Source organism: Paenibacillus polymyxa M1 (assembly GCF_000237325.1).
Taxonomy (GTDB): domain Bacteria; phylum Bacillota; class Bacilli; order Paenibacillales; family Paenibacillaceae; genus Paenibacillus; species Paenibacillus polymyxa_C.
The window spans coordinates 4029752-4052018 of sequence record NC_017542.1 but is presented as its reverse complement, the minus strand read 5'-3'; the positions used below and the strand labels follow the sequence as shown (position 1 = coordinate 4052018).

At 43.1% G+C, this 22267-nt stretch carries 19 protein-coding genes; 11 read left to right on the top strand and 8 right to left on the bottom strand.

The features are described 5' to 3' along the window. Positions 1-45: 45 nt before the first annotated feature. The gene (locus PPM_RS18155; RefSeq protein ID WP_013372238.1) at positions 46-4638 is read left to right on the top strand and encodes a fibronectin type III domain-containing protein; all 4593 of its coding nucleotides are present in this window, start codon (positions 46-48) and stop codon (positions 4636-4638) included. Between the two features lie 1482 nt (positions 4639-6120). Here the strand turns inward: PPM_RS18155 and PPM_RS18135 are convergent. The 5 genes from PPM_RS18135 to aiiA form a co-directional block, all read right to left on the bottom strand. Further along, entirely contained in the window at positions 6121-6732 is a 612-nt protein-coding gene (locus PPM_RS18135; protein WP_013372237.1) for a TetR/AcrR family transcriptional regulator, read from the bottom strand. Positions 6733-6891: 159 nt separating this feature from the next. Then, the gene (locus tag PPM_RS18130; protein ID WP_013372236.1) at positions 6892-7083 is read right to left on the bottom strand and encodes a hypothetical protein; all 192 of its coding nucleotides are present in this window, start codon (positions 7081-7083) and stop codon (positions 6892-6894) included. 29 nt (positions 7084-7112) lie between these two features. Continuing rightward, a complete protein-coding gene (locus PPM_RS18125) occupies positions 7113-8501 on the bottom strand; it encodes an Asp-tRNA(Asn)/Glu-tRNA(Gln) amidotransferase GatCAB subunit A (RefSeq protein WP_013372235.1) in 1389 nt (462 codons plus the stop codon). Between the two features lie 45 nt (positions 8502-8546). Next, positions 8547-9869 carry an MFS transporter gene (locus PPM_RS18120; protein ID WP_013372234.1) on the bottom strand — a complete coding sequence of 441 codons (1323 nt, stop codon included), beginning with the start codon at positions 9867-9869 and terminating at the stop codon, positions 8547-8549. A gap of 14 nt (positions 9870-9883) precedes the next feature. Further along, positions 9884-10642: a quorum-quenching N-acyl homoserine lactonase AiiA gene (gene aiiA / locus PPM_RS18115; RefSeq protein WP_013372233.1), complete on the bottom strand. Its 759-nt coding sequence runs from the start codon at positions 10640-10642 to the stop codon at positions 9884-9886. Between the two features lie 208 nt (positions 10643-10850). Between aiiA and PPM_RS18110 the strand changes: the two genes are divergently transcribed. The 3 genes from PPM_RS18110 to PPM_RS29685 all read left to right on the top strand — a co-directional run bounded on the left by PPM_RS18110 (position 10851) and on the right by PPM_RS29685 (position 11746). Continuing rightward, positions 10851-11054, top strand: coding sequence for a hypothetical protein (locus tag PPM_RS18110; protein ID WP_013372232.1), 204 nt, complete (start codon positions 10851-10853; stop codon positions 11052-11054). 144 nt (positions 11055-11198) lie between these two features. After that, positions 11199-11513, top strand: coding sequence for a hypothetical protein (locus PPM_RS18105; RefSeq protein ID WP_013372230.1), 315 nt, complete (start codon positions 11199-11201; stop codon positions 11511-11513). 56 nt (positions 11514-11569) lie between these two features. Next, complete coding sequence (locus PPM_RS29685; protein WP_013372229.1) at positions 11570-11746, top strand: hypothetical protein; 177 nt, start codon at positions 11570-11572, stop codon at positions 11744-11746. 1277 nt (positions 11747-13023) lie between these two features. Here PPM_RS29685 and PPM_RS30185 read toward each other — a convergent pair. After that, positions 13024-13233, bottom strand: coding sequence for a hypothetical protein (locus PPM_RS30185; RefSeq protein WP_013372226.1), 210 nt, complete (start codon positions 13231-13233; stop codon positions 13024-13026). Positions 13234-13582: 349 nt separating this feature from the next. Between PPM_RS30185 and PPM_RS18095 the strand changes: the two genes are divergently transcribed. Then, positions 13583-13954: a hypothetical protein gene (locus PPM_RS18095; RefSeq protein WP_013372225.1), complete on the top strand. Its 372-nt coding sequence runs from the start codon at positions 13583-13585 to the stop codon at positions 13952-13954. A 108-nt stretch (positions 13955-14062) separates the two neighbouring features. On the opposite strand, the gene sigK is transcribed toward PPM_RS18095, so the two are convergent. After that, positions 14063-14764 (bottom strand): RNA polymerase sporulation sigma factor SigK, encoded by a 702-nt coding sequence (gene sigK, locus PPM_RS18090; protein ID WP_013372224.1) that lies wholly within the window; start codon positions 14762-14764, stop codon positions 14063-14065. A 387-nt stretch (positions 14765-15151) separates the two neighbouring features. On the opposite strand from sigK, the gene PPM_RS18085 reads away from it, so the two are divergent. Beyond that, positions 15152-15613, top strand: a complete 462-nt coding sequence (locus tag PPM_RS18085) for a DUF523 domain-containing protein (protein WP_013372222.1) — start codon at positions 15152-15154, stop codon at positions 15611-15613. 104 nt (positions 15614-15717) lie between these two features. Here the strand turns inward: PPM_RS18085 and PPM_RS18080 are convergent, their stop codons facing one another. Continuing rightward, entirely contained in the window at positions 15718-16467 is a 750-nt protein-coding gene (locus PPM_RS18080) for a YdcF family protein (protein WP_013372221.1), read from the bottom strand. A 147-nt stretch (positions 16468-16614) separates the two neighbouring features. Between PPM_RS18080 and PPM_RS18075 the strand changes: the two genes are divergently transcribed. The 5 genes from PPM_RS18075 to PPM_RS18055 all read left to right on the top strand — a co-directional run bounded on the left by PPM_RS18075 (position 16615) and on the right by PPM_RS18055 (position 22236). Beyond that, on the top strand, positions 16615-17502 hold the full coding sequence (locus PPM_RS18075) for a DMT family transporter (protein WP_013372220.1): 888 nt from the start codon (positions 16615-16617) through the stop codon (positions 17500-17502). 167 nt (positions 17503-17669) lie between these two features. Further along, entirely contained in the window at positions 17670-18446 is a 777-nt protein-coding gene (locus PPM_RS18070; RefSeq protein ID WP_013372219.1) for an NAD-dependent epimerase/dehydratase family protein, read from the top strand. Between the two features lie 232 nt (positions 18447-18678). Beyond that, on the top strand, positions 18679-19671 hold the full coding sequence (locus PPM_RS18065) for an ABC transporter permease (protein WP_013372218.1): 993 nt from the start codon (positions 18679-18681) through the stop codon (positions 19669-19671). Positions 19672-19689: 18 nt separating this feature from the next. Next, on the top strand, positions 19690-20583 hold the full coding sequence (locus PPM_RS18060; protein ID WP_013372217.1) for a carbohydrate ABC transporter permease: 894 nt from the start codon (positions 19690-19692) through the stop codon (positions 20581-20583). A gap of 111 nt (positions 20584-20694) precedes the next feature. Further along, entirely contained in the window at positions 20695-22236 is a 1542-nt protein-coding gene (locus tag PPM_RS18055) for an extracellular solute-binding protein (RefSeq protein WP_016324575.1), read from the top strand. Positions 22237-22267: the final 31 nt, after the last annotated feature.

The following is a 22267-nucleotide window of genomic DNA, read 5'->3' as shown; positions in this document are numbered from 1 at the left end:
GTACGTAGAAATCTTTGAAAATAAAATAAAGTAAGGAGAAGTGATATGTATCGAAAAAATAAACGAAGGGTTAGGAAGCACAGTAAATGGGTGTATGGAGCACTGGCTTTACTCCTCTTATTGATGACCATTCCTATATTCCCGCAAAGGGTATCAGCTGCTACCCAAGAAATCATAGGAGGCCCTTTTTGCCAAAACAATTTGCCAGGTGGGGGCGACAGTTGGGGCTCTTGGTCAGGAAGTGGGATAGGAGCAACGGAAGTATACACTGGCATGGGCTCGGCAAGGTATAAATGTGATGGGACTACACAGCCGACAAATCGTTTTATTGATATTGGAAGATCTATTAAGACTTCTGATTACAGGGTTTTTGTTTACATTGAGGGGTCTTATCATACCGATATATATACATCTAATGCCGCAGCAGGCGACAGTTGGAGACCTAACGGAACGAATTTATATACATGGACTAATGTAACGAAATTCTATGCCAATAGCGATTACCAGGGAAAATGGATAGATATCACCGACTCTATTACATTAAGGGATGTTCGATATTTCAGAGCGATGGGAACTAGTCAACAGACAAGTAATGAAATATCCAGGTTTGGAATCCGTATTATTCCCAAATCAGACTTGATGCCTAAACCACCCCAGATTCACGCAGACGCAGGGGGACAAGCTGTTACAGGGTGGACCAAAAAGCCTGTAACCGTGTGGATCGATGGAGATGTAGCTCCTGAAGGATTAAAACACTATGAATATAGCCTGAATGGAGGAGCATTTCAGCAATTTATCGGGCCTTTCACTGTTTATGACCATGGTGTAAATACAATTTATGCTCGTACAGTGGATGTGAATAACCAGTATAGTGGTCTTTCTTCCGCGAATGCCCGGATAGACAGGATGCCACCCACTCCCCCCAATATAGACGTAACAGGAAACAGTAATGAATATGCCGTTTTATTACAACCGGGTGCAGACGATTATTCTGGACTAGCTCATACTCAATTTCGTTTGACCGGCGTTGTGAATCAGGATTGGCAGGATTACGGTGGAGTGTTTCATGTGAATCAAGACGGCAAAAGCACGATATATGCTCGTTCCATCGATAGCGTCGGTAATGTGAGCCGGGAGGTAAGCAAAGAAGTCACGATTGATAAAAAGGGGCCGACGGCTCCTCTTATACGGGTTAGCGAAACAGGTCCAACAAACCGTGATGTGAATATTGCCATTGAGTCAGGAAGTGACTCTACAAATGGAATTAAGATGACACAGTATCGTTTGAGTCCAACAGGGGAGTGGCTGACATACAATGGCACTTTTACATTGAATGCAGAAGGGAGTTATGAGCTATCAGCGCGGACGATCAATAATCTTGATGTGTCTAGTCCAATTGTGACTCAATCGGTCCTGATTGATCGTACCAAACCAACTCCTCCGAAAGTTGCGTTTTCTGAGGTAACGAATCCTACCCGATATATCAATAAGCCAGTACAATTTACGCTCTCAGGTGTAACGGATACTACAGCCTTACATTATGAATATCAATTGGGGTCTGGCGCTTATGTGCCGGGTTCATCGGGAATATTAAATAGTTCAGGGATTGTAGAAGTAACTGCTCAGGCTGTAGATGCAGCTGGAAATCGAAGCGTTCCGGTGACTGCAAAAACTTATATCGATTTGGAACAGCCGAGCATCCAACTGACACCCAACTCGCGTGAATGGAAGGATACCCATATTGACGTGAAGATACAATATGCTGACCAGCATTCGGGGATTGAACCATCGACAATGCAGTATAAAGTCACGAACAGTCCCGATTCACCCGAAAACTGGGAGACTGCAGTCGATCCCATAGTCCAGCTGGATCTTTCAAATGAAGGTGAATGGTATGTCCATGCGAAGGTAAAAGACCAGGCAGGAAACATCTACGAAAGGGTCAGCAGTGCACTTCGCATTCAAAAGCAACCGCAGTCGGTTGTGCTGTCGGCAACATCTGTACGCAACACAGAGGTTGATTTGCAATGGACTCTACCCTCTGGTCTTAACGATGGTTATGTCTATACAGTCCGGAATCTAACAACAAATGAGGTTTGGGATGTTAGCCATCCAACCAATTCTTTTACAGATACAGGGCTACTAGGAGGACATGAATATGAGTATGAAGTGCGATGTAGTAATCATGTAGGTGGCAATGCGTATTCCAATCGAGTGCATGTATTAACGTTACCTGATGCCCCAGATCACGTCCAGTTGCGACCGGTCTCTCGTCATTCAGCAGAAATTATGGCCGAATTTACGCCAGTTTTTTCAGCTAATAAATATAGTATTACAGCAGCGGACGCAAATACGGGAGAAATCATATTTAAGGATACGGTTACACAGGATGTGTATAACTCAATTAAGGGGATGGAGCCTGGTAAGTATTACGAAGTTTCTGTATCCGCTATAAACGACACGGGAGAGGGGGCAGCAAAGCATGTATCTTTTTTAAGTCTACCAGACAGCCCAAGCGGATTCCGAAATGTAACCATAAGAGAAGATGGAATCGACTTGAAGTGGAATTCTGTAATCACTGCCACCTACTACGCCCTTGAGCGAGACGAGGTCTCGGTTTATAACGATGTATATACAGAATTTACCGATACTGAGCTTCAGGCAGGAACGGAGTATAGCTATCGTATATCTGCCGAAAATGCAACAGGATTTGGAGACTACGCTCATCTCGGCGTTATGACATTGCCAGATCGGGTAACTACACTTTCAAGTGTAACCAAGGATGTATATTCTGTCGGTGTAGCGTGGCAAGATGTGCAGGGGGCTGAAGGGTACATCTTGAATGTTAACGATGAACCAAAGGTGCAGATTCCGCGTGATATCCGTTCATATACTTTTGAGGGCTTGCCAGCAGGCAGATCTGCCAATATTAAAATTCGGGCTTACAATCGAAGTGGTACGGGTCGGGATACATCTATCAACGTAGTAACACTACCTAATTCACCTATACAACTTGCAGCTGTAGATGTTCGCGAGCATGATGCCACATTGATATGGGCGCCGGTTGATGGGGCAACTCAATATAAGGTAACAATCAACGGTCAAAATTATTATAGTACGGAACCACGGGTAGTTGTATCTGGTTTAACAGGTGGGAAAAACTACGATTTTCAAGTGAGCAGTGGGAACAGCAGTGGTTACAGCCCACCAGCGTTGGGTCAACTGCTGACGCTTCCGCCTCAGGTACAAAATGTAAAAGTCACGGAACTTGGGAATGGAAAGATTTCGCTGACCTGGGATGAAATCATAAGCGCTTCACAATATGCTGTAATCCGCAAAGATACAGGAGAAATTTTTAACACTAGAAAGGCTTATATTATACTTTCAGACATCCAGCCCGGTATAATTTACTCGTTTAGTATACAGGCGATGAATACAACGGGGGAAGGCGACATAACTCCTCTTACGTATCGCGCGTTGCCAGGTCAAATAGCAGATCGTAGCTTGGTTGTTAAAAGCGTAACGGATACCGATCTGCTTATTACGTGGCAAGAAGCTCCAGGTGCAGATGCTTATAATGTCTATAAAAATGAGATGCTTATTGGTCATACGATTGCTCATGAGTTTAAAGTAGACGGTTTAGACAGTTCTACATTGTATCGTATTACTGTTAAGCCAGTGAACACAAGCGGTGAAGGTAAGCGAACAGAAGGTCAGGTAGAGACGCTACCGTCTCCAGCGTTTGCGTTTTCGAAGACAGAAACAACCAATAGTGAATTTATCATCCATTGGGAGTCAGAACATGAAAATGATATTTTCGTCCTCGCCAGTGAAGAAGGAACTGAGCTATATCGTGGCAAGGATCGAGGTTTTATCTGGAGACAACTGAGAGAGAAGCAATTGTATACCGTTCAACTTTGGGCAGAAAATAGTCAAGGAAAACGCACGGAGGCAAAACAAGCAAACGGCAAAACTACAGGGAACACTGTGGATACTGGTGGTGGAGCAGGAGGCGCGGGGAGTGCAAAACCGATTCAGACTGTTGTAGAGGAGCCGACAGAAATAAAAACAGAGTTCTTTCAAGGCTTAACAATCGAGACGAAGCCAAATCATTTTAGTGACATCGAGCGGGTATTTAATAGAGAGAAAATAAATGCGCTTGCCGATTTGGGTGTAGTGAAAGGGACGTCCAGCACGCTTTTTGAACCAAACAGACCTGTAACACGTATGGAATTCACTTCGATGCTTGTTCGTTCTCTAAAATTACCGCTCGAAACGGATATGGCTCTAGAATTCGAGGATATTACTCCATCGGCGTGGTACGTTGATCTACTCAAAACAGCAATTAAGGATCAAGTCGCTCGAGGTTTTAGTAGCAAAGTATTTGGTCCAGATCGGGTCATAAACCGGGAGCAGGCTGCTAAAATGGTGAATAACATTATTAAGGCTACACCACAGCAAGAAAGCAATGTATACTCAGATTCTTCTCAAATTGTTGAGTGGGCCAGAAAGGATGTGCTTGGTCTTACTGAGATTAATTTAGTACAAGGATATCCAGATGGCAGCTTCCGTGCCAAACAGGAAGTTACGCGTGCGGAAGCTGCTGAGATGATTTATAATATGCTTCAAATGAAATAACCAAAATTAGGGAGGGGGGCTGTGAGTAACGGTAATAATTGAGACTGATTTGGTTGATAACTGAGACATTTTTGGGTATATGTTTGAGACATTTTTAAACCAGTAGAAATAAAAACCCTTGTTTCTATTGGTTTTTTTGTGTTTCTATTTACTATATCTACCCTATATATGCTAACATATGGTACAAGGTCAGAAATATAATAGGCATTCCGTCTGTACAGTATGTTGGATGGAATACGGGATTGATACCTCAGATAACATGTGGAAATCAATTAATGACTGGGTTGGTATGATTGAGAGAACACGGGAGATTCTAAAGAATACACAATCGGTGAGTGAAATAGCACGTGGACTAGGAAGGTCCAATAATACTGTGTACAAGATCATGGGATATTTAAATAAAAATAAGCTTTTGTCAAGGGAGTTATCTAAAAAATTCGGTCCAACCAGAACATGTAGTAGTGATTTGGTACAGATTTTTAGAGGGCTTTTAAATTGGGAGGGTAAACTCGGATTACTACAGAACTCAAGAGCGATTTTAGGTTGGAATATTAACGTTCTCCTATTATTTATTTGATCCTGCTGTGCAATGGTATTTTATATTTAATGCCCTATTTGATAAAGAACATTATCAAAGGAAAACAATAGAACGTCAGAATTATAACAGTGCTGAACTTGTAGATCAATTGGAGAAAGCTCTTCAAACATTTGTGTATGAAAATCTTAAAATATCTCATAAGGCAATTGCTCGATATCTAAAAATTCCATTTTCTGACTTGGAAGTAAACAGACTGGGTAATAGAATCTCTAAAGCAATTAGAAAGCAAAACCACAAAGTTAAAGGAAAAATATCTTTGGTCACTTGCAAATGAGTACATCAAAACACACGATCATGAACAAATTACATTAAGGGATGTAGTCACATTTTTAGGGATGTCTTATAGCAATATAATCACGAATTATAACGAATTAAACAATAAAATAACTTCAAAAATAGAAGAAACTAAAGAGAAACTAAGACAGGAAAGAATCAATAAATATAAGGCTGATGTAGACTTCGTGATTTCCGATTTGCTCCAAAAAGCCGGCCGGATAACAGTTTGTACAGTATTAGAATACACGGGGGTATCTTACCATACTTTATATAAATCTATGCCCGAAGTATTACTGTATATCCGTAAGGAGAAAGATAGACTAAATTTTAATGAAATCCCCAAGTGCTGTACAAATCTCTTCAACTCGCATAGCAGCCATTGGCAGAAAAAAAGGGTTGTCCCATAAGTCATAAAAATGACTAGGGACGTCCTATTCTCCAATTGTAAAACAATAAGAAACCGTTCCTGGGTAAAATGGAGGTACCACCCGACCATTTGAAAGGATATGGTTTCTTTGTACATTCAATATACCATAATGAGATAAAAAGAGGAGTTACGCAGGACTATCCCTCATCCATGTTATGTGGCTTTGTGGCCAGCCCCTCAATTAATGTCTATTAGCTCTTAAACCTTCAATAAATATGCGGTGTAATCCATCAAGAACTCGTTGGCTTGTAAAGCCTTCATCTTGGAGATGGTAATCGATATTGTGAAGCACGGCCAGCAGGGCTTCAATAGTATATGAAATGTCCACCCCGGATACGTCTCCCTGTTCAACGGCCTCATTTAGCAGATTTCTGCTTATATTGCGCATCCATTGACATAACGGAGATTGTAACGGACGATGCCCGGTTGAGGCCCGGCTGACCTCACAGAGCCAAGGAACTTTCGCTTCTAAAAAAGAGACATATCTTACGATTACATGGTAAAGCCGGTCCAAGGCAGCGGTTTCTGGGGATTGATCAAGAAATGCTTGAACTTCATCAAACAAAGGTTGGTATTCTTCATACGCGATCTCCTGACATATGTCGCCCTTATCCGAGTAGCGGCGGTATAGGCTTGCTTGTCCTACTCCAGCAGTCTTCGCAATCTGATGCATATTGACATTGTAAACACCGTTTTTGATGAAAAGTTCTCTAGCCGCCGCCAAAATTCGTCTTCGGTTTAACTCCTCTCTGGGAATTTTCAGAGAGACAGATTGCGATTCTGAATTCACCATAAACATCTCCCTTCATCATTAATTTAACTGTTATTTAACACGAAAAACGGACAATATGTCCGTTTTTCGTGTATAGGACATGTTGTCCGTCTTCATAATTATAATACATTTCGTGAAAAATTAAAAATACATTCATTTGGGTGACCGATGAGCTTTTTTTTATTTCTTGGTATAGTGCTTTTTGTAAATTGGAGGCAAATGCGGCTCAATGCCCGATAGGTCCAGTTCCTTTAAACTTGCGATCGTAGGAATAAACTGCTCGTATGCTTTTTTCTTGTCGCTCGTCGTATCTGTTCCGGTTTCGGTTGATGCTTTCCTGCTAACTTCAGAGTTAAGTTGCTTTTGATCCATAGATTACCCTCCATCAAATATAGTCAGGCTTACAAATCCGGATGTCTCTTGTGCCAGTCTGTATTCATTTCATAAGTATTGCCGATACCTAGTACTGTTGCTTCTTCGAAGGGGCGGCCAATCAATTGCATATTAATCGGCAGACCGGAAGGTGAGAAGCCGCAAGGCATGCTCAGGCTAGGCAAGCCAGTCAAATTGGTCGGAAGCGTAAATGAGTTCAATCTGAATACACTAGCATCATCATCTGCACGTGGCGCAGTGATCGGTGTTGCTGGCGTCAACAAGATGTCGATTCCGGACAATGCATTCAAAAAATCATTGACAATTAGTTGCCGGGCCCGCTGAGACTGAAGGTAAATGGAAGCCGGAATATCTCTACTGCTTTCAAGAAACATTCGGACGTCCGGTCCATACTGTTCCAATTCTGTCTCAAGCCACTTCTCGTGGTACGAGTACATTTCCGTCATCATAATGGCCATCGTCGCACTTCTAACATGTTTGATCAGGGGCAGGCTAACTTCGATGATTTCTGCTCCCAGTTCTCGGAATTTATTGATAGCGGCCTTCATCGCAGCTTCCACTTCCGGCATCAAATCCTCGTAATAGTAGCTTGTCGGCAATCCGATACGCACACCCCTGAGACCATTCGGATACATCTTGATACCTGGCGCAGGCAGATCGACAGTCGATTCATCCTTTGGATCGAAGCCAGACATCACATCCAAGCACAGGGACGCATCCATGACACAGCGGGTTAACGGACCCGGGTGGTCCAATGACCAGGCCATTGGAATGATACCATACCGACTGACCCGACCGTACGTCGGCTTCATCCCTACGACACCGCACAAAGCAGCGGGTATGCGGATCGAACCTCCGGTATCCGAGCCTGTACCCAGATAAGTAAGTCCAGCCGCTAAAGCAGAAGCCGAACCGCCGCTTGAACCTCCCGTTACAAGTTCAGTGTTCCACGGATTGAGGCAAGGACCGAAGTGCGGGCTAGTTGTTGTCAATCCCGCAGCGAACTCGTGAGTCTGTACTTTGCCTAGCAGAACTGTTCCAGCCTCATGTAGCTTAGCTGCAACCGTCGAATCGTAATCGGGGACGAAGTTGTTCAATATTTTTGAACCGGCAGTTGTTCGGATCCCTTTAGTGTAATATAGATCCTTATGAACGATGGAAATCCCGTGAAGGGGCCCTTTGTACCGACCATGCATAATATCGCGTTCCGATTGCTTCGCTTGTTCAATCGCCAGTTCGGACGTTTGGGTAACGAAAACGTTCAGTTTCGGATTCAAACGTTCGATGCGGTGAAGCGCATGTTCTGTAATCTCTACCGGGGATATTTTCCTTGTTCGGATCCCCTCGGCCAGCTCATGAATAGCAGCAAAGGACAGTTGGGAATTTAATTTACTCATCTATTCATCCTCCATATCTTTCGGACATGTCGTAAGTCTACCAAACTAATTACCATAGCTTCCGCTAGGATTTGCTTTTCTTGCGAATAAGTATGTCAGGATTGCCAACAGGGAAATGGTAAAATAAACAACAAAAAAAGGCATCTTTAGATCAATCAGTCGGCCGACCAGCGCAGGGCCGAATGCTCCGCCTAGGAGATAGGCCAGTGTGAAAATACCCATCCCCACACCCAGCTCAGCCGAACGGAGTGTCGTCGAAACTAAATTGCTGCTAGAGGTGAGGACACCGTTGAATCCAATCATAAGGGTAATGATCAATAAAGCGTCGATCCATGGCGGCAAATGTACGGATACCCCCAGTAGTATAAATCCGCTGACGACGAGACTTTGCGATATGACAAGCACGCGGGAGCTTCCGAAACGATCTGTCCAACCTCCGATCCGGGATCCGAGCAAGGCTGCACAGACGGCACCGGGAAGCATCAGCAGACCGATTTTACTAGTTGGTAAATGAAAGGAATTCTTCATCATGACAGGAAGAGTAAAGGTTAACCCCGTGTTGCATACGAAGGTAAGGAATCCAATCCCTAGAATTCGTCGGTAAGGAGCATTTTTCATGAAAGATGCATCGATAAATGGATGTTCTTTTTTCTGAATATGAGTACCGAACCATAGAAGAACTGCTGCTCCTGCAATGAGCATAAACCAATAGTTCGTAACCCCTAGCAACACCAACGCCAGTCCCGCGGAGAACAAAACAGCTCCGAGAAAATCGAATGAACCGCGGTCGTGTTTCTTGTCAGGAACATACTTGAATATCAAAGGGATAACAAATAGGCTCAGACTGGACACGATGAACAAAGCACGCCAACCAAAGTATTGCTCCACGAAACCGCCGAACACAGGCCCGAAGCCGGAAGCAAAGGCAATCGTGGCGGATAAGGTTCCCAGCACCCGTCCCTTGACTGTAGGCTTAAAATACAGGGTTACTGCCGCATAAGACAGGGGAGAGATGGATGAGGCCCCTGCTGCCTGCAGCAGTCTTCCAATGATGACTTGCAAGTATGAAGCTGCAAAAAAGCCGATCATAGAGCCGAAAGCTAAAAGGATTAAACCAATGACATACAGCTGGCGAAAGGAAAAGGACTCCGTTAACTTGCCGTAAGTACCGGCGCCGATAGCCATCAAAATGCTGTAACCGACCATAACCCAGCTCACCTGCGAGGAGGTCAGGGCAAAGTCAGCGGAAATCGAAGGAATAGACAAATTAAACATGGTCATATTGATGTTTCCGAAAATAATGAGCAAGCAAAGTGTCCCCATTAATTTCCGCTCATTGCCGGATAAAGCCATTGATTGAGTATCCATAGCCTGTCCCTCCATTACAGGAAGTCAGGAAAGGTGCGGCATTTTTGCGCCTGATCTCTATCGTGTCCCAAGAAAACATAGGACGGCCGAACATCCTGAATTAACTCCTGCATGCGAGTAATCGATTTGGCAGCCATCTCTTGATCGAATGTCAAGAACGGTACGCTATTCTCGAAGTTCTCCCGAGTATAAGCAACATCAATTGTCAGTAGCACTGGACCCGACTTTTCCGTTGTGACAAGGACTGATTGATGGCCAGGGGAATGACCCGGAGTGAATAAAATTTGAACCCCCGGAATCAATTCATGGTCACCCTCAATGATTTGATATTGTAAATCGGGCAGCCTGCACTCTAATGGAGAGTAATCCTCATTGTTTATGGCCGCATCATACTCTGCCCTTTGAATAAGGATCGGCGTATTGCGGAAATGCCCGTTTCCCCCAGAATGATCCAAGTGTAAATGGGAGCTAATGACCATTTGAATATCGTCAGGTCGATAACCGACACGCTTTAACACATTTACGATCGAGTCGCCGTCAGACATGTTGGGGACGACGCGCCCTTCACGTCTAGTCCCCTTGTAGTAATCGGGATTGTTGATAAAAGCGTCGGGCATTCCCGTATCGATGAGTATCGGCCCGCTGGTCGTTTCCAATAGAAAAGACCACACAGGCATTCCGACTAATTTCCCGGGGGCAAGGGTTCGATTAACTGCCGATTGATCTAGGAAACATTCACCTACAGGTAAAAAATACAACTTTTTGATATACATCCCAGTTTCACCCTCCATATTATAAATTCGGACAGTTTGTCCGTTTTGTTTTGATTATATCGGACAAATTGTCCGATGTCAATTTGTCATCGGCGGTTGGGCTTCGGCAAAAGCCTTACACCTGCAACAAGTAAAGATTGATTGAATAACTGCTACGGGCTGTGGAGTCGATCAGTTGGACTTAATTAATAAGGAAAGGATGAGTTTTATGAAACTAAGCCTAAGTCGAAAAGCTAATCTTGAAGGTATGCTGATAGGAGATCAAGTTACAATTGGAGGGCCGGCGGTAGAGGAGAACATCCGGTTTGAAGTATGGAGAAATGAATCGGGATTTGAAATTAAGGTTTTTGATCGATTGGGGAAGTGGCCAGCCTGCAGCCGGGCGCAGGTCGATATGTATGCCAATACTTGAGGACTTGAAAAGGGGGATTTTTTATATGTATACCAATACCTGGAAAGATTCTTTCGAAACCTGAGACACAGATATGATATCTTTTTGAATGCCGAAAAGAAACCTGACCGTCTCATAATGCTCAAGTACCTGGTGGACGAGCTCATGGACAATAAGATAGATATTCATCTATATCATTTTGGTATGTATCTGCTCTACCCTTACGCATCCCGGAAGCAAGAAGATGCAGAGGCAGTTGGCAAAAAGCGATCCGAGTTTATTAGTCATCTGCCACGATTTGAATTGAAAAGCAACGATGAATTTGTATCTGAAGTGTGGTCCGATTTAATCTTACGACGGTACCCCGAAGTAGGAGAGGAAATTGTGACAGTGCCCTCTTTTAGTCAGCTTAGAATACTATTTACAGCGGATAACTTCGGAATCACACCGGAACATATTATTAGGATGCGGATTGGATAGAACCGATCCCTGGGCTGTAACTGAAAGTCAGGAAGTGGGTTGGGGAGAAGGACCCGATGACTCCGCAGCCGAAAAAAGATGGAATGATTGAAGATCTGATTACACTTGGACACAAAGGCAGCAGCAATGGCCTGCGGCATTTTGTTGCCGGTAAGCCGATCCAAGCGGGTAGCTACATGGAGGTTAAATTTGGGGGGCGGCTGGATACCAGGGAGATACGAGTGATCATTTGAGAAAGATAGCCCGATTAGAATTCACTCCTCTCGGTACGAATGGATTTCGATCCATGAGGGGCATCTAGTCCGGGTAAAAGCTTGAATGTTGTCATGCTGTACACGTTACTGACTTACAGGATCTTGGGGAGTCAGCGGTTACTGTGATCAAATGGTGGAAAATCCACGGCATGGAGACAACTGCAGAGATTTAAGGATTGGTGGGATGAAATGTTTAAGAGATTCAAATTTTGCTTCAGGCTTTATCAAGGGCGTTCGCTTGAAACTGTTTGCATAAGTTTTATATTTAGTTTTCTCGTTGGATTATTCTTGTATTTAGGTCATGCACCGGTTTCATGGTTGTCAATCGACATTTTATGGCATTCTTCTTGGATTGCTTAGCTTTAATACGAATAGTCTGGTGGCTACGAGTTCCTGGTAAAGGGACGAACATTTACAGCTATTTTCGGTGGGATAATACGATAGAAATTCATATCGGAAAGGTTAAATCACCAATGGAGTTTCAGCGTCGGATTAGAAACACAATCAAATATGCTCGTGAAAAAGGATATCTTATTGAATACACTTCCGGCATATTGACACAGGCATGAGTTACGGTAATACATGAGACGAATTTGGCTATTGGTATATGTCTGAGACTTTTTTAGCCGGGCAGATCGCCTACAGTTTACTCAAACGGATGTTGTGTCGCTGTTGCGGTTCAGGTAGAACACCAGTAGCTAAAAGGAATCTACTGGTTCTCATTTCTCTTCACAGTTATAGAATGACGAGTGATCATATTAGGGTGTGATTATGTTATTGTTGGAGGATAAGTCTCAGTTATAATCCAAAAAAACGTAAAAAGTCTCAGTTATAAAGCAAGAAAGTATCACTTATAACTAGAAATTTTAGGAATGTAAGAATAACTTTTGTCTCAAGTATAGCCATTACTCATAGGGGCGTTGTCCAGCCCCCTTTTTTGTATTTTGTACTGGCCTTATTCCGCAATAGCTGGATTTATATTGGACGCTCTGTAGGCAGGAACGCCATTGTTTAGCGCGGTTCTTAGTTGAATGTATCGGATACCATAATAGGTGGTTGTATTATTCAATCCAGAGGAAAGTACAGCTATTTTATAATATGAAAAAGGAATTTCATTACTAAACTGATAGGTTATTTTTGCAGTGCTTGGTACAGCCTCGACTTGTCCTAACCTATACTAGTTTTCTCCGTCACTCGAGCCATGAAACGAAAACGAAAGTATAAAAGCGCGAGAAGGTGGCTGGGCTAAGATGATATCATTTGATCGTTTTTCCCGTATCTAATTTGAAGATGATTTCCCCACCTTTACCACTTAAGCTGCTCTTCCAATAGAGATTATTATCGATCAAAACATTTTTCGGAAAAGTATTTTTGGTATCTCCATTCGTTGAAACTTTATCTTCAGCTATAACGACAGGTTCCATGGAAAACGAATAACTATCTGGATTTTGACTGAATTTTGTCATGTTGAACTGCCTCCCTTAGTTATTATTTCTAATTTGCTAAATATGTTGTTGTATATGATCTATATGAAACTCTCAATGAATGTATTCCTTAATTAAAAAAGGCATAATCATAAATGAGTGGCCAAGCATTATAATAGCAACTAGTTATTTCATGAACTATACTAGCAATGGACGGGATAAGAACCTACGTAATTAAAAATTCAAACGATATAGGAGGAAATAAGAAAAGGGTGCTATTTTCGGGTCTTTAACAAGCTCATTCTAAAGGCTAGGCTAATTTATATCGAAAAAGATTGAGAGAAACAATATAAATAACTATTTTAGGTGCGAGAAGGAGAATGTATAGAATATGAAAATATACACTTATTATTTGGCAAATGGCGTATTCCCTTTGGATTGGGAAGTTTGTTTTAGCACTGTTGAGGAATACAAGACCCAGTTATTTGAGAAGTATACCGCTTCCCAAGAGTCCAATGATTTTGTAATAGGTGGATTTCATGTGCTTACCGATAAAATAGATGCAATTCTGAATTATGCTTTAAAGGATTTTCAAAAAGAATTTCCTCATAATTATGAGTTGCGTTGTCCCGCTATGATCTTCCCGTTGCCAAGAGGCGATGAGAGTAATGGTGCTGAGTTCGCTATTATTTTAAAACGAGATGAGGATGGAGATACGTTAGTCTATTCCCCACTTCCATTGTCATATTTAGAAAAAAGTTAGTACTTATTTAAGAAAAAAGGAAAACAAATTGAAATTCAAATCATGAAAAAAGGCCCTGTATAGGGCCTCCAAATAGTCAAAAGTTCTAGGTAGGTATCTGTTTATTCATTATCCCTTCTGCTTGTAAAATTCATGGTATAACTTCATCAACGCACGCTTTTCAATTCGTGATACATACGAGCGAGAAATTCCCAGTTCTCGTGCAATTTCCCGCTGTGTTCGTTCTTCTCCTCCGGCTTCCAGGCCGAATCGGCCAATTACCACTTCTTTTTCACGTTCATCTAAAATATCCAGATTGCGATAGATTTTGCTCTTCTCGATTTTGAGCTGTACCTTATCTACAATATCGTCCGCCTCGGAACCGAGGATATCAATTAAAGTAATCTCGTTACCTTCCTTGTCAGTCCCAATAGGATCGTGGAGAGATACGTCTTTACGTGTTTTTTTCAGGGATCTTAAATGCATCAGGATCTCATTTTCTATACAACGGGCTGCAAATGTTGCCAGTTTTGTTCCTTTTCCGGTCTGAAAGCTTTCAATAGCTTTGATCAGTCCAATGGTGCCGATGGATATAAGATCCTCCAAATCTTCGCCGGTGTTGTCAAATTTTTTCACAATATGGGCCACCAGCCTTAGGTTATGTTCAATAAGTGTGTTACGGGAATGTGCGTTGCCTTCGGCAAACAGCTTTAGGTGTCGAGCTTCCTCTTTCTCAGTCAATGGCTGCGGAAAGGCGTTGTTTTTCACGTAGGAAACGAGTAGCGTCAATTCCTTGATGAACAGAGCGATAGCACTAAATAGTCCGGGCACGGATGACACCTCCTGAGGTAGTTGCAAACTTACGACCTTTGTTACTTACCAGGCTTGCGGTCTGTTTATTGTATGTAGGCAGGTGCCCATCCGTGCCTGTACTCCGAAAACTGCTTCGTAACAAATTGCCGGATATCTTTCTTGAGCAGCATTAATACATAATTCAAAACGTCAGGAGCATTATCAATATGCAGGATCATGAGTGTGTCATCAATTGCACGACATCCTTATCTAAGGAAAGATTTCACTTGGTTTATTGGATGCCCGCAGAAGCAACAACCGTTAGAGAGAGAACAGCAAGTCTAAATTTTCGCACGATGACTCTTTGAGAAAATTTGTTTATACTTTAATTACTTAATATGAAAGCAATGGATATGAGGTGAACTAATGATTCTGGTAAGTTCATGTTTGGCAGGCATGAAGGTGCGATATAACGGGACGGATAGCCTGGATGTACATATTCAGAAGTTGGTAGAGGAAAAAAAGGCAATGACGATCTGCCCTGAGCTACTTGGGGGCTTTATGACGCCGAGAGAGCCTGCTGAGATTGTTGGAGGGACAGGGGAGGATGTGCTGAGTGGCACAGCTAAGGTGATCGAGTTTTCAGGCAATGATGTCAGTGATATGTACATTAGAGGTGCGTACGAAGCTCTGCATATAGCCAGAGAGGTTAACGCGTCACTTATTGTTTTAAAAGAAAATAGTCCATCCTGTGGGTCGGCAGCGATCTATAATGGGGCATTCGAAAACCGTAAAATCGCAGGCAACGGGGTAACCTCGGCTTTGTTAAAAAGGGAAGGCTTTAAAGTTATTTCAGAAGAACAAATATCGGAAATTTTCTTGCATTAGAATATGTAATGGTAGATCAAGCGTCTTGATCGCTTACTAGCTTATAAACTGTGGGCGCAAGACGCTTGTTTGTGCTGTGTCCGTTTTACACCTGTGTATCAACATTATTTAAGCTTTAATGCCAAAATTCCTAAATATTCTTTGAGGGCTGTCCCGGTTGTAGATATGGCCCCAGCAGACGGTGAGAGCTTGGCAGCATACAGTGACAATTTTTCACTTGCCAGATAGTCGGTTGGATAAGCTGTCGTTTGCATACCTGCGCGCTGAAATTCCAGTGCAGCACGTGGCATATGGAATGCGGAGGTCACCAGAATAGGTTTTGTGAGCTGGTGCTGTTTTAGGATTTTGGAGGTATATACGGCATTTTGCTGTGTATTCAAGGAACGATTTTCGATGAAGATATCCTTTGCCGGAATACCGAGTCCTAATAGCTGCCTCTGCGCAATATTCGCTTCATTACCACTGTCTCCAAACACTTGTCCACCGGAAAAAAGGATAGGTAAACCTGTTGCTTCATGAAGTCTAGCTGCAGTGAGCAGTCGGTTGGCCGCAGACCCTAGCAGATTACCTTGTCCATTGATGTCGGGAGTTCCCTCTGTAGCTCCGCCCCCAAGTACGACAATAACATTCCCTTGAACAGTAAGGGGCTGTGGGTACTGCTTTTCTAGGCTACGAATTAACACATCTCCAGCCAAATTGGTCGATGAAATATACAGCAGCAATGTGACAAGGAGCAGTACAATCGCAGGTTTACGCGCCCGTTTCCATAGCCAGATTACAAGCCCTGCCATCACGAGGATAAACAAACCGGGAGGAAGCACGAAGCTGTATAGAAATTTGATGAAATAAATCAAGTGCTGATAACCTCCTAACCTTATAAGTTCTATCTATTGGATACATTGTAACATAGGCAATTGACTGGATTCCTCTGTTGATAAAGTTGTCTTGTAGGCGTAATATATAAAATCTAGTGATTTTTTTCATAGAGGAGCGAGAGCATCATGGGAGAGTTAACGACAGCCAAGCGGATAATGATGATCGCGCTACTGGTTGTATTGTGGGGCATTTCTTGGCCCATCTATAAAGTTGCACTGGAATACACGCCGCCCCTTTTGTTTGCAGGGCTACGCACACTGTTGGGTGGTCTGCTATTGGGAGCGATTTTAGCACCGAGATGGAATCGTATTCGCTGGAAAGAAAATTGGCGAGTGTATGCTATTTCAGGTATTTTTAACGTAGTCCTGTTTTATGGTTTGCAAACAGTAGGGCTTATGTATGTTCCATCTGGCTTGTTCTCTGTGCTGGTATATCTTCAGCCGGTGCTAGTCGGCATTTTTGCATGGATGTGGCTGGGAGAATCAATGTCCAAACTCAAGGTGATTGGATTGATCATTGGCTTTCTAGGTGTGGCAGCTGTCAGTGTCGGAGGGTTTTCAGGACATGTGGCTATCGCAGGTGTAATTATCGCCATTATTACAGCAGTGAGCTGGGCATTGGGAACCGTATATGTGAAAAAGGTCAACCAGCGTGTGGATTCGTTGTGGCTGGTCGCATTTCAATGTACACTTGGAGGCATCGTGTTAACAGGAGCTGGATCGGTTACGGAAAGCTGGTCGGACATCGTGTGGAATGTTCCGTATGTGTCAGGGCTGGTATTCGGAACTGTGCTGGGAATTTCACTATCCTGGCTGCTGTATTTCACGTTGGTCAATTCGGGGGATGCCAGTAAGGTCGCTTCCTATACGTTTTTGGTGCCTGTGATTTCAGTATTTGTCAGTTCTATGCTGCTTCACGAATCGATTACGGCTTTTCTGCTAATCGGTCTGGTATTAATCGGCTTTAGCATTTATCTGGTTAATCGCAGAGTGAGGGTAGTACGGCAAGCTTGAAATTAATATCTTAAAAAAAGCAACAAGTAAGGACTCTGCTCAGGTAGCAGGGTCCTTTTTTATAGGTAACAGAATGCAGTGAATGATAGTAACAAGGTTCCCTCTCTAGGTAGTTGGTTAAGCTATGGATGACGGCACACTGTCAAAGAAGAAGGGAGATGCGGACGATGGCACGGAAATTGTTGATTACAGGAGCGGCGGGCACAATTGGGAAAGTACTCTATGAAGGGCTAAAAGCGGAAGGAAGATATAAAATAACCGCCGCAGATGTAAGGAGGGATGAAGAAGCAGGGATTGTCGAACTGGATATACATGATGCTGCAAGATTGGCTGAGCTTACACACGGAGTGGATACGGTACTACATTTTGCATGGATTAAGGATGAAGGGGACTTTCTCGGCAAAGTGCTGTCTGGCAATGTAAGCGGAGCTTATAAGCTGTATGAAGCTGCGGTTAAAAATGGGGTAAAACGCATTATTTTTGCCAGTTCCAATCATGCCACGGGGTTTTATAGAGTAGGCGAAACCATAGATGTAGAAGATCCCTACCGACCAGATAGTTTTTATGGATTGAGTAAGTGCTACATTGAACTGCTAGGACGGCTATATGCCGATCAGGGCAAAATATCTTCAATGAATATCCGCATCGGTAATTTTCCTGGGGATGATCGACCGCATTCGGAGCGCGCTGCTCATATTTGGATCTCTGAGCGCGATATGATCCATCTGACCGTCTGCTGTATCGAGGCCCCCTCAGAGATGAATTATCTTAATTTGTATGGGACATCAGCCAATACGGATAATTATTATGATATTGGCTACTTGGAAAAACGAATCGGATATAAGCCGCAGGATAATGCTGCTGAGTTGCTGGAGCAGGCCAAGAAAATTGGATTTCATGTGAAACAAGATGAAACCACTTTTCAGGGTGGACAAAAGGAATAGAGCAGATTGTCCAAATGTGCTTTATATTAGCTTAAGGCGTCGATCAGGCGCCTCATATTACACAAAACTTCACAAATATCCGAATTGTTCACTCCTCTAGACACTCCTTTGTTCATGAAGCATGAGAGGATTCACTTTTCGTTTTGAATGCGCTTACATAATATATAGTTATACGGCGGCGAAGTTACAAACCTTGCAGTCGGTAATGTATATAGAGGGGGAGTGACTCACATTGAATCAGCCTATGCCCAAAAATTCTGCAATGCTTACGACGGATTCCCGCTTGAACGGTAGGCTGGGAACAGGTAGGAAACACGGTTTCTTCTATGAACTGATCCGCAATCGAGTATTATTTCTGATGTTGTTGCCCACTTTAATCTTTTTCTTCATAAATTCGTACATTCCTATGGTCGGCATCTATTATGCATTTACCCAGTTCGACTTCAATACCAGCCTTTTTGAGGCCCAGTTCGTCGGACTCCAGAATTTTCGCTTTCTATGGCAATCCGGCACGCTGACAAAATTGACATTGAATACGGTTGGATACAACGCGGCTTTTATCTTACTCGGCAACGTGTTAGCGATTGTCCTTGCCATTTTACTGAATGAGTTGCGAGGTCGCTACTTTAAAAAGATCACTCAATCTGTGATGTTTCTGCCATATTTTGTTTCCTTCGTTATTCTAAGTGTCATCGTGTATAACATATTTAATTATGATAATGGTTTTCTGAACACGCTGCTGCTGCAATTCGGCGGTGAACGCGTGGATGTGTATAACAAACCATGGGTGTGGATTTTCTTGATTATCCTGTTCTATTTGTGGAAAAATCTCGGCTACAGTATGGTAATCTACCTAGCAGCGATTACAGGGATCAGTGACGAATATTATGAGGCAGCTAAAATAGACGGAGCTAACATTTTTCAACGAATCTGGTACATTACCGTTCCTATGCTCAAGTCAACATTCGTTGTGCTGCTGTTATTTGCGCTGGGTAGTATTATGAAAGGACAATTTGATCTATTCTATCAGTTAATTGGTAATAACGGAGTGCTGTACAACACGACAGATATTTTGGACACTTATGTGTATCGTTCCTTGAAAGTGACTTTTGATGTGGGTATGGCTTCGGCGGCAGGCGTGTACCAATCCTTGTTCGGATTTGTACTGATCATGACCGTGAACTATATCATCCGCAAGCTGAACGACGAATATGCCTTATTCTAGAAAGGAGGACCGAAACGGATGGCGATCAAAGAGGATGTATACACTCGGATTTTTAAAGTCATTTCTTATGTGGTTATCATTGTGGCATCCATTGCTTGTTTACTCCCGTTCCTACTTATTATCTCGGCTTCACTAACCAGTAATGAATCGATTATCAGGGATGGTTATCACTTTATTCCACAGCAATTCTCGCTGGAAGGATACCGGACGGTGTTCACCTTTCCTGAAGAGGTGTTAAGGGCGTACGGGGTGACGATTTTTACCACGGTTGTAGGCACGACGCTGGGCCTGTTCCTGATGACGATGGCCGGATATGTGCTGGCGCGTAAAGATTTTAAATACCGCAATGCGTTTTCATTCTATATTTACTTTACGACGTTGTTTGGAGGCGGATTGGTACCTTGGTACATTATGCTGACGAAGTATTTAGGGCTGCTAGATACGTATACGGTGCTTATTTTTCCGGGATTGATGACTCCATTTCTGATTATTTTGATGAAAAATTTCATTCGTTCCTCCATGCCGGAAGAGCTGTTCGAGTCTGCTAAAATTGATGGTGCGGGTGATTTTAAAATTTATTATCGAATTGTACTGCCTTTATCTACACCGGGTATTGCCACTGTGGGGCTGTTTCTGGCCTTGGCTTACTGGAATGACTGGTTCTCATCCTCACTCTTTATTAATGACCCGCACAAATACCAGTTGCAATATTATCTGTATAATGTAATTAACTCCATGCAATTTATTGCTCAAATGGGTGCAGGTACCGGCGTGTCCCTTTCCAACGATATGCCGACAGAGTCGACCAAAATGGCAATGGCGATCGTGGTTACGGGTCCCATTTTGCTACTGTACCCGTTCATTCAGCGTTACTTTGTCAAGGGATTGACCATTGGTGCGGTAAAAGGATAAAGCGGTACTATAGAGCTGTGATGGCATGACGTGCTGACGGCGTGCCATCCAAGCAGCACTTTTTGTAAGCGTTTTATTAAAACGGACTACCATTTCAAAGGGAGGATTCACATGACATTCACAAAGAAAAGAAAACAACGCATGTCCATCCTGATTGCAGTAATGGTCATCATGGCGCTCTTAGCTGGATGTGGAGGCGGTAGCGGAAACAGCGCACAAAAAGCAAATGGAGAGGATGATAAATCCCAAAAAGTACAGCTGCAATTTTATATGCTGGGTGATGCTCCTAAGGATCTGCCTACCATTGAGGCAGAGATCAATAAGTTGGCAGAAAAAGATCTGAATGCCACCGTCAAATTTAACTATACGACGTGGACCGACTGGGATCAAAAATATAAGCTGTTATTGTCTTCGGGTCAGCCTATCGACCTCATCTTCACAGCAGATTGGACGCAGTATCAGGCCTATGCCAAGAAGGGCGCATTCCTGCCGTTAGACGATCTGCTGCCTAAGGCCGCACCTGCCTTGCAAAAATTTGTACCTCAGGATATGTGGGATGGGGTTAAAATCGGAGGCAAAATTTATACTGTACCTGGCACGTATAAAGAATATGTCACAAACGGTTTTGTATGGCGTGAGGATTTACGCGAAAAGTACAATTTGCCTAAACCGACCGATATCAAAAGTTACGAGGCTTATATGGATGGGATACGTCAGCATGAACCAAATATGAAAACCTTATCTCTGAACAGCGATATCAAGGGAAATCTGCATGATCGATATACCGAATTAGTAACAAAGAGTGTGGGTGCTTTGCCTTATGGCATTGGTATCAAATATGAAAAACCAACAGAGGTATATAAGTTTTGGGGCTCAGATGAACAAAAAGAAGAGCTGAATACTTACAAACGCTGGGCTGATAAAGGATTCATTCCTAAAAACGTATTAAACGTAAAAGATACGCTTCAGGATCAAGTCACTTCTGGTAAAGCAGCGAGTATTTTCGGCGACAATCCAACCCGCTTTAATGACATGGTCATTAAGCTCAAAGCATCCCACCCGGACTGGAAGCTTGAGTACTATCCATTCCCGCTGACAACGGGTTATGCAACTCCGGTGCATCCGATTCATAATGGCTTTGCAATTCCAAAAAGCAGCCCGAACCCAGCCCGCGCATTGGCCTTTTATGAGAAGCTGGTGACAGACAAACGCTATAACCTGCTTACGCAATATGGTATCGAAGGCAAAAACTACGAAGTCAAAGATGGTTACTATCAAATGATAGGTAGCGGTAGTACGAATGGATTTTCACGGGAAGGTATGAACAGCTGGGCTTGGCGTAACCCGGAATACATGTTATTTGATTCAGGTTTTGACCGTGTGAAGAAGATTTTTGCTGAGCTGGATAAAATCCAGAAGCCTGACCTGTTTACCGGCTTTGCAGAGGATTATACGACCTACCAAGCAGAAAAAGCAGCGTTGGAACAGGTTGAGAAGCAATACCTGTACCCGCTCCAAGCTGGACTGATCGACAACGTTGATCAAGGTCTTGAGACCTTCATGCAAAAGGCGAACCAAGCTGGCTTAGAGAAAATTCAAACCGAATATACAAAACAATGGAAAGCCTATGTGAAGGAGAAGGGGATCAAGTAAAACATAAGAGCAGTGATACAAAGCAGAAAAG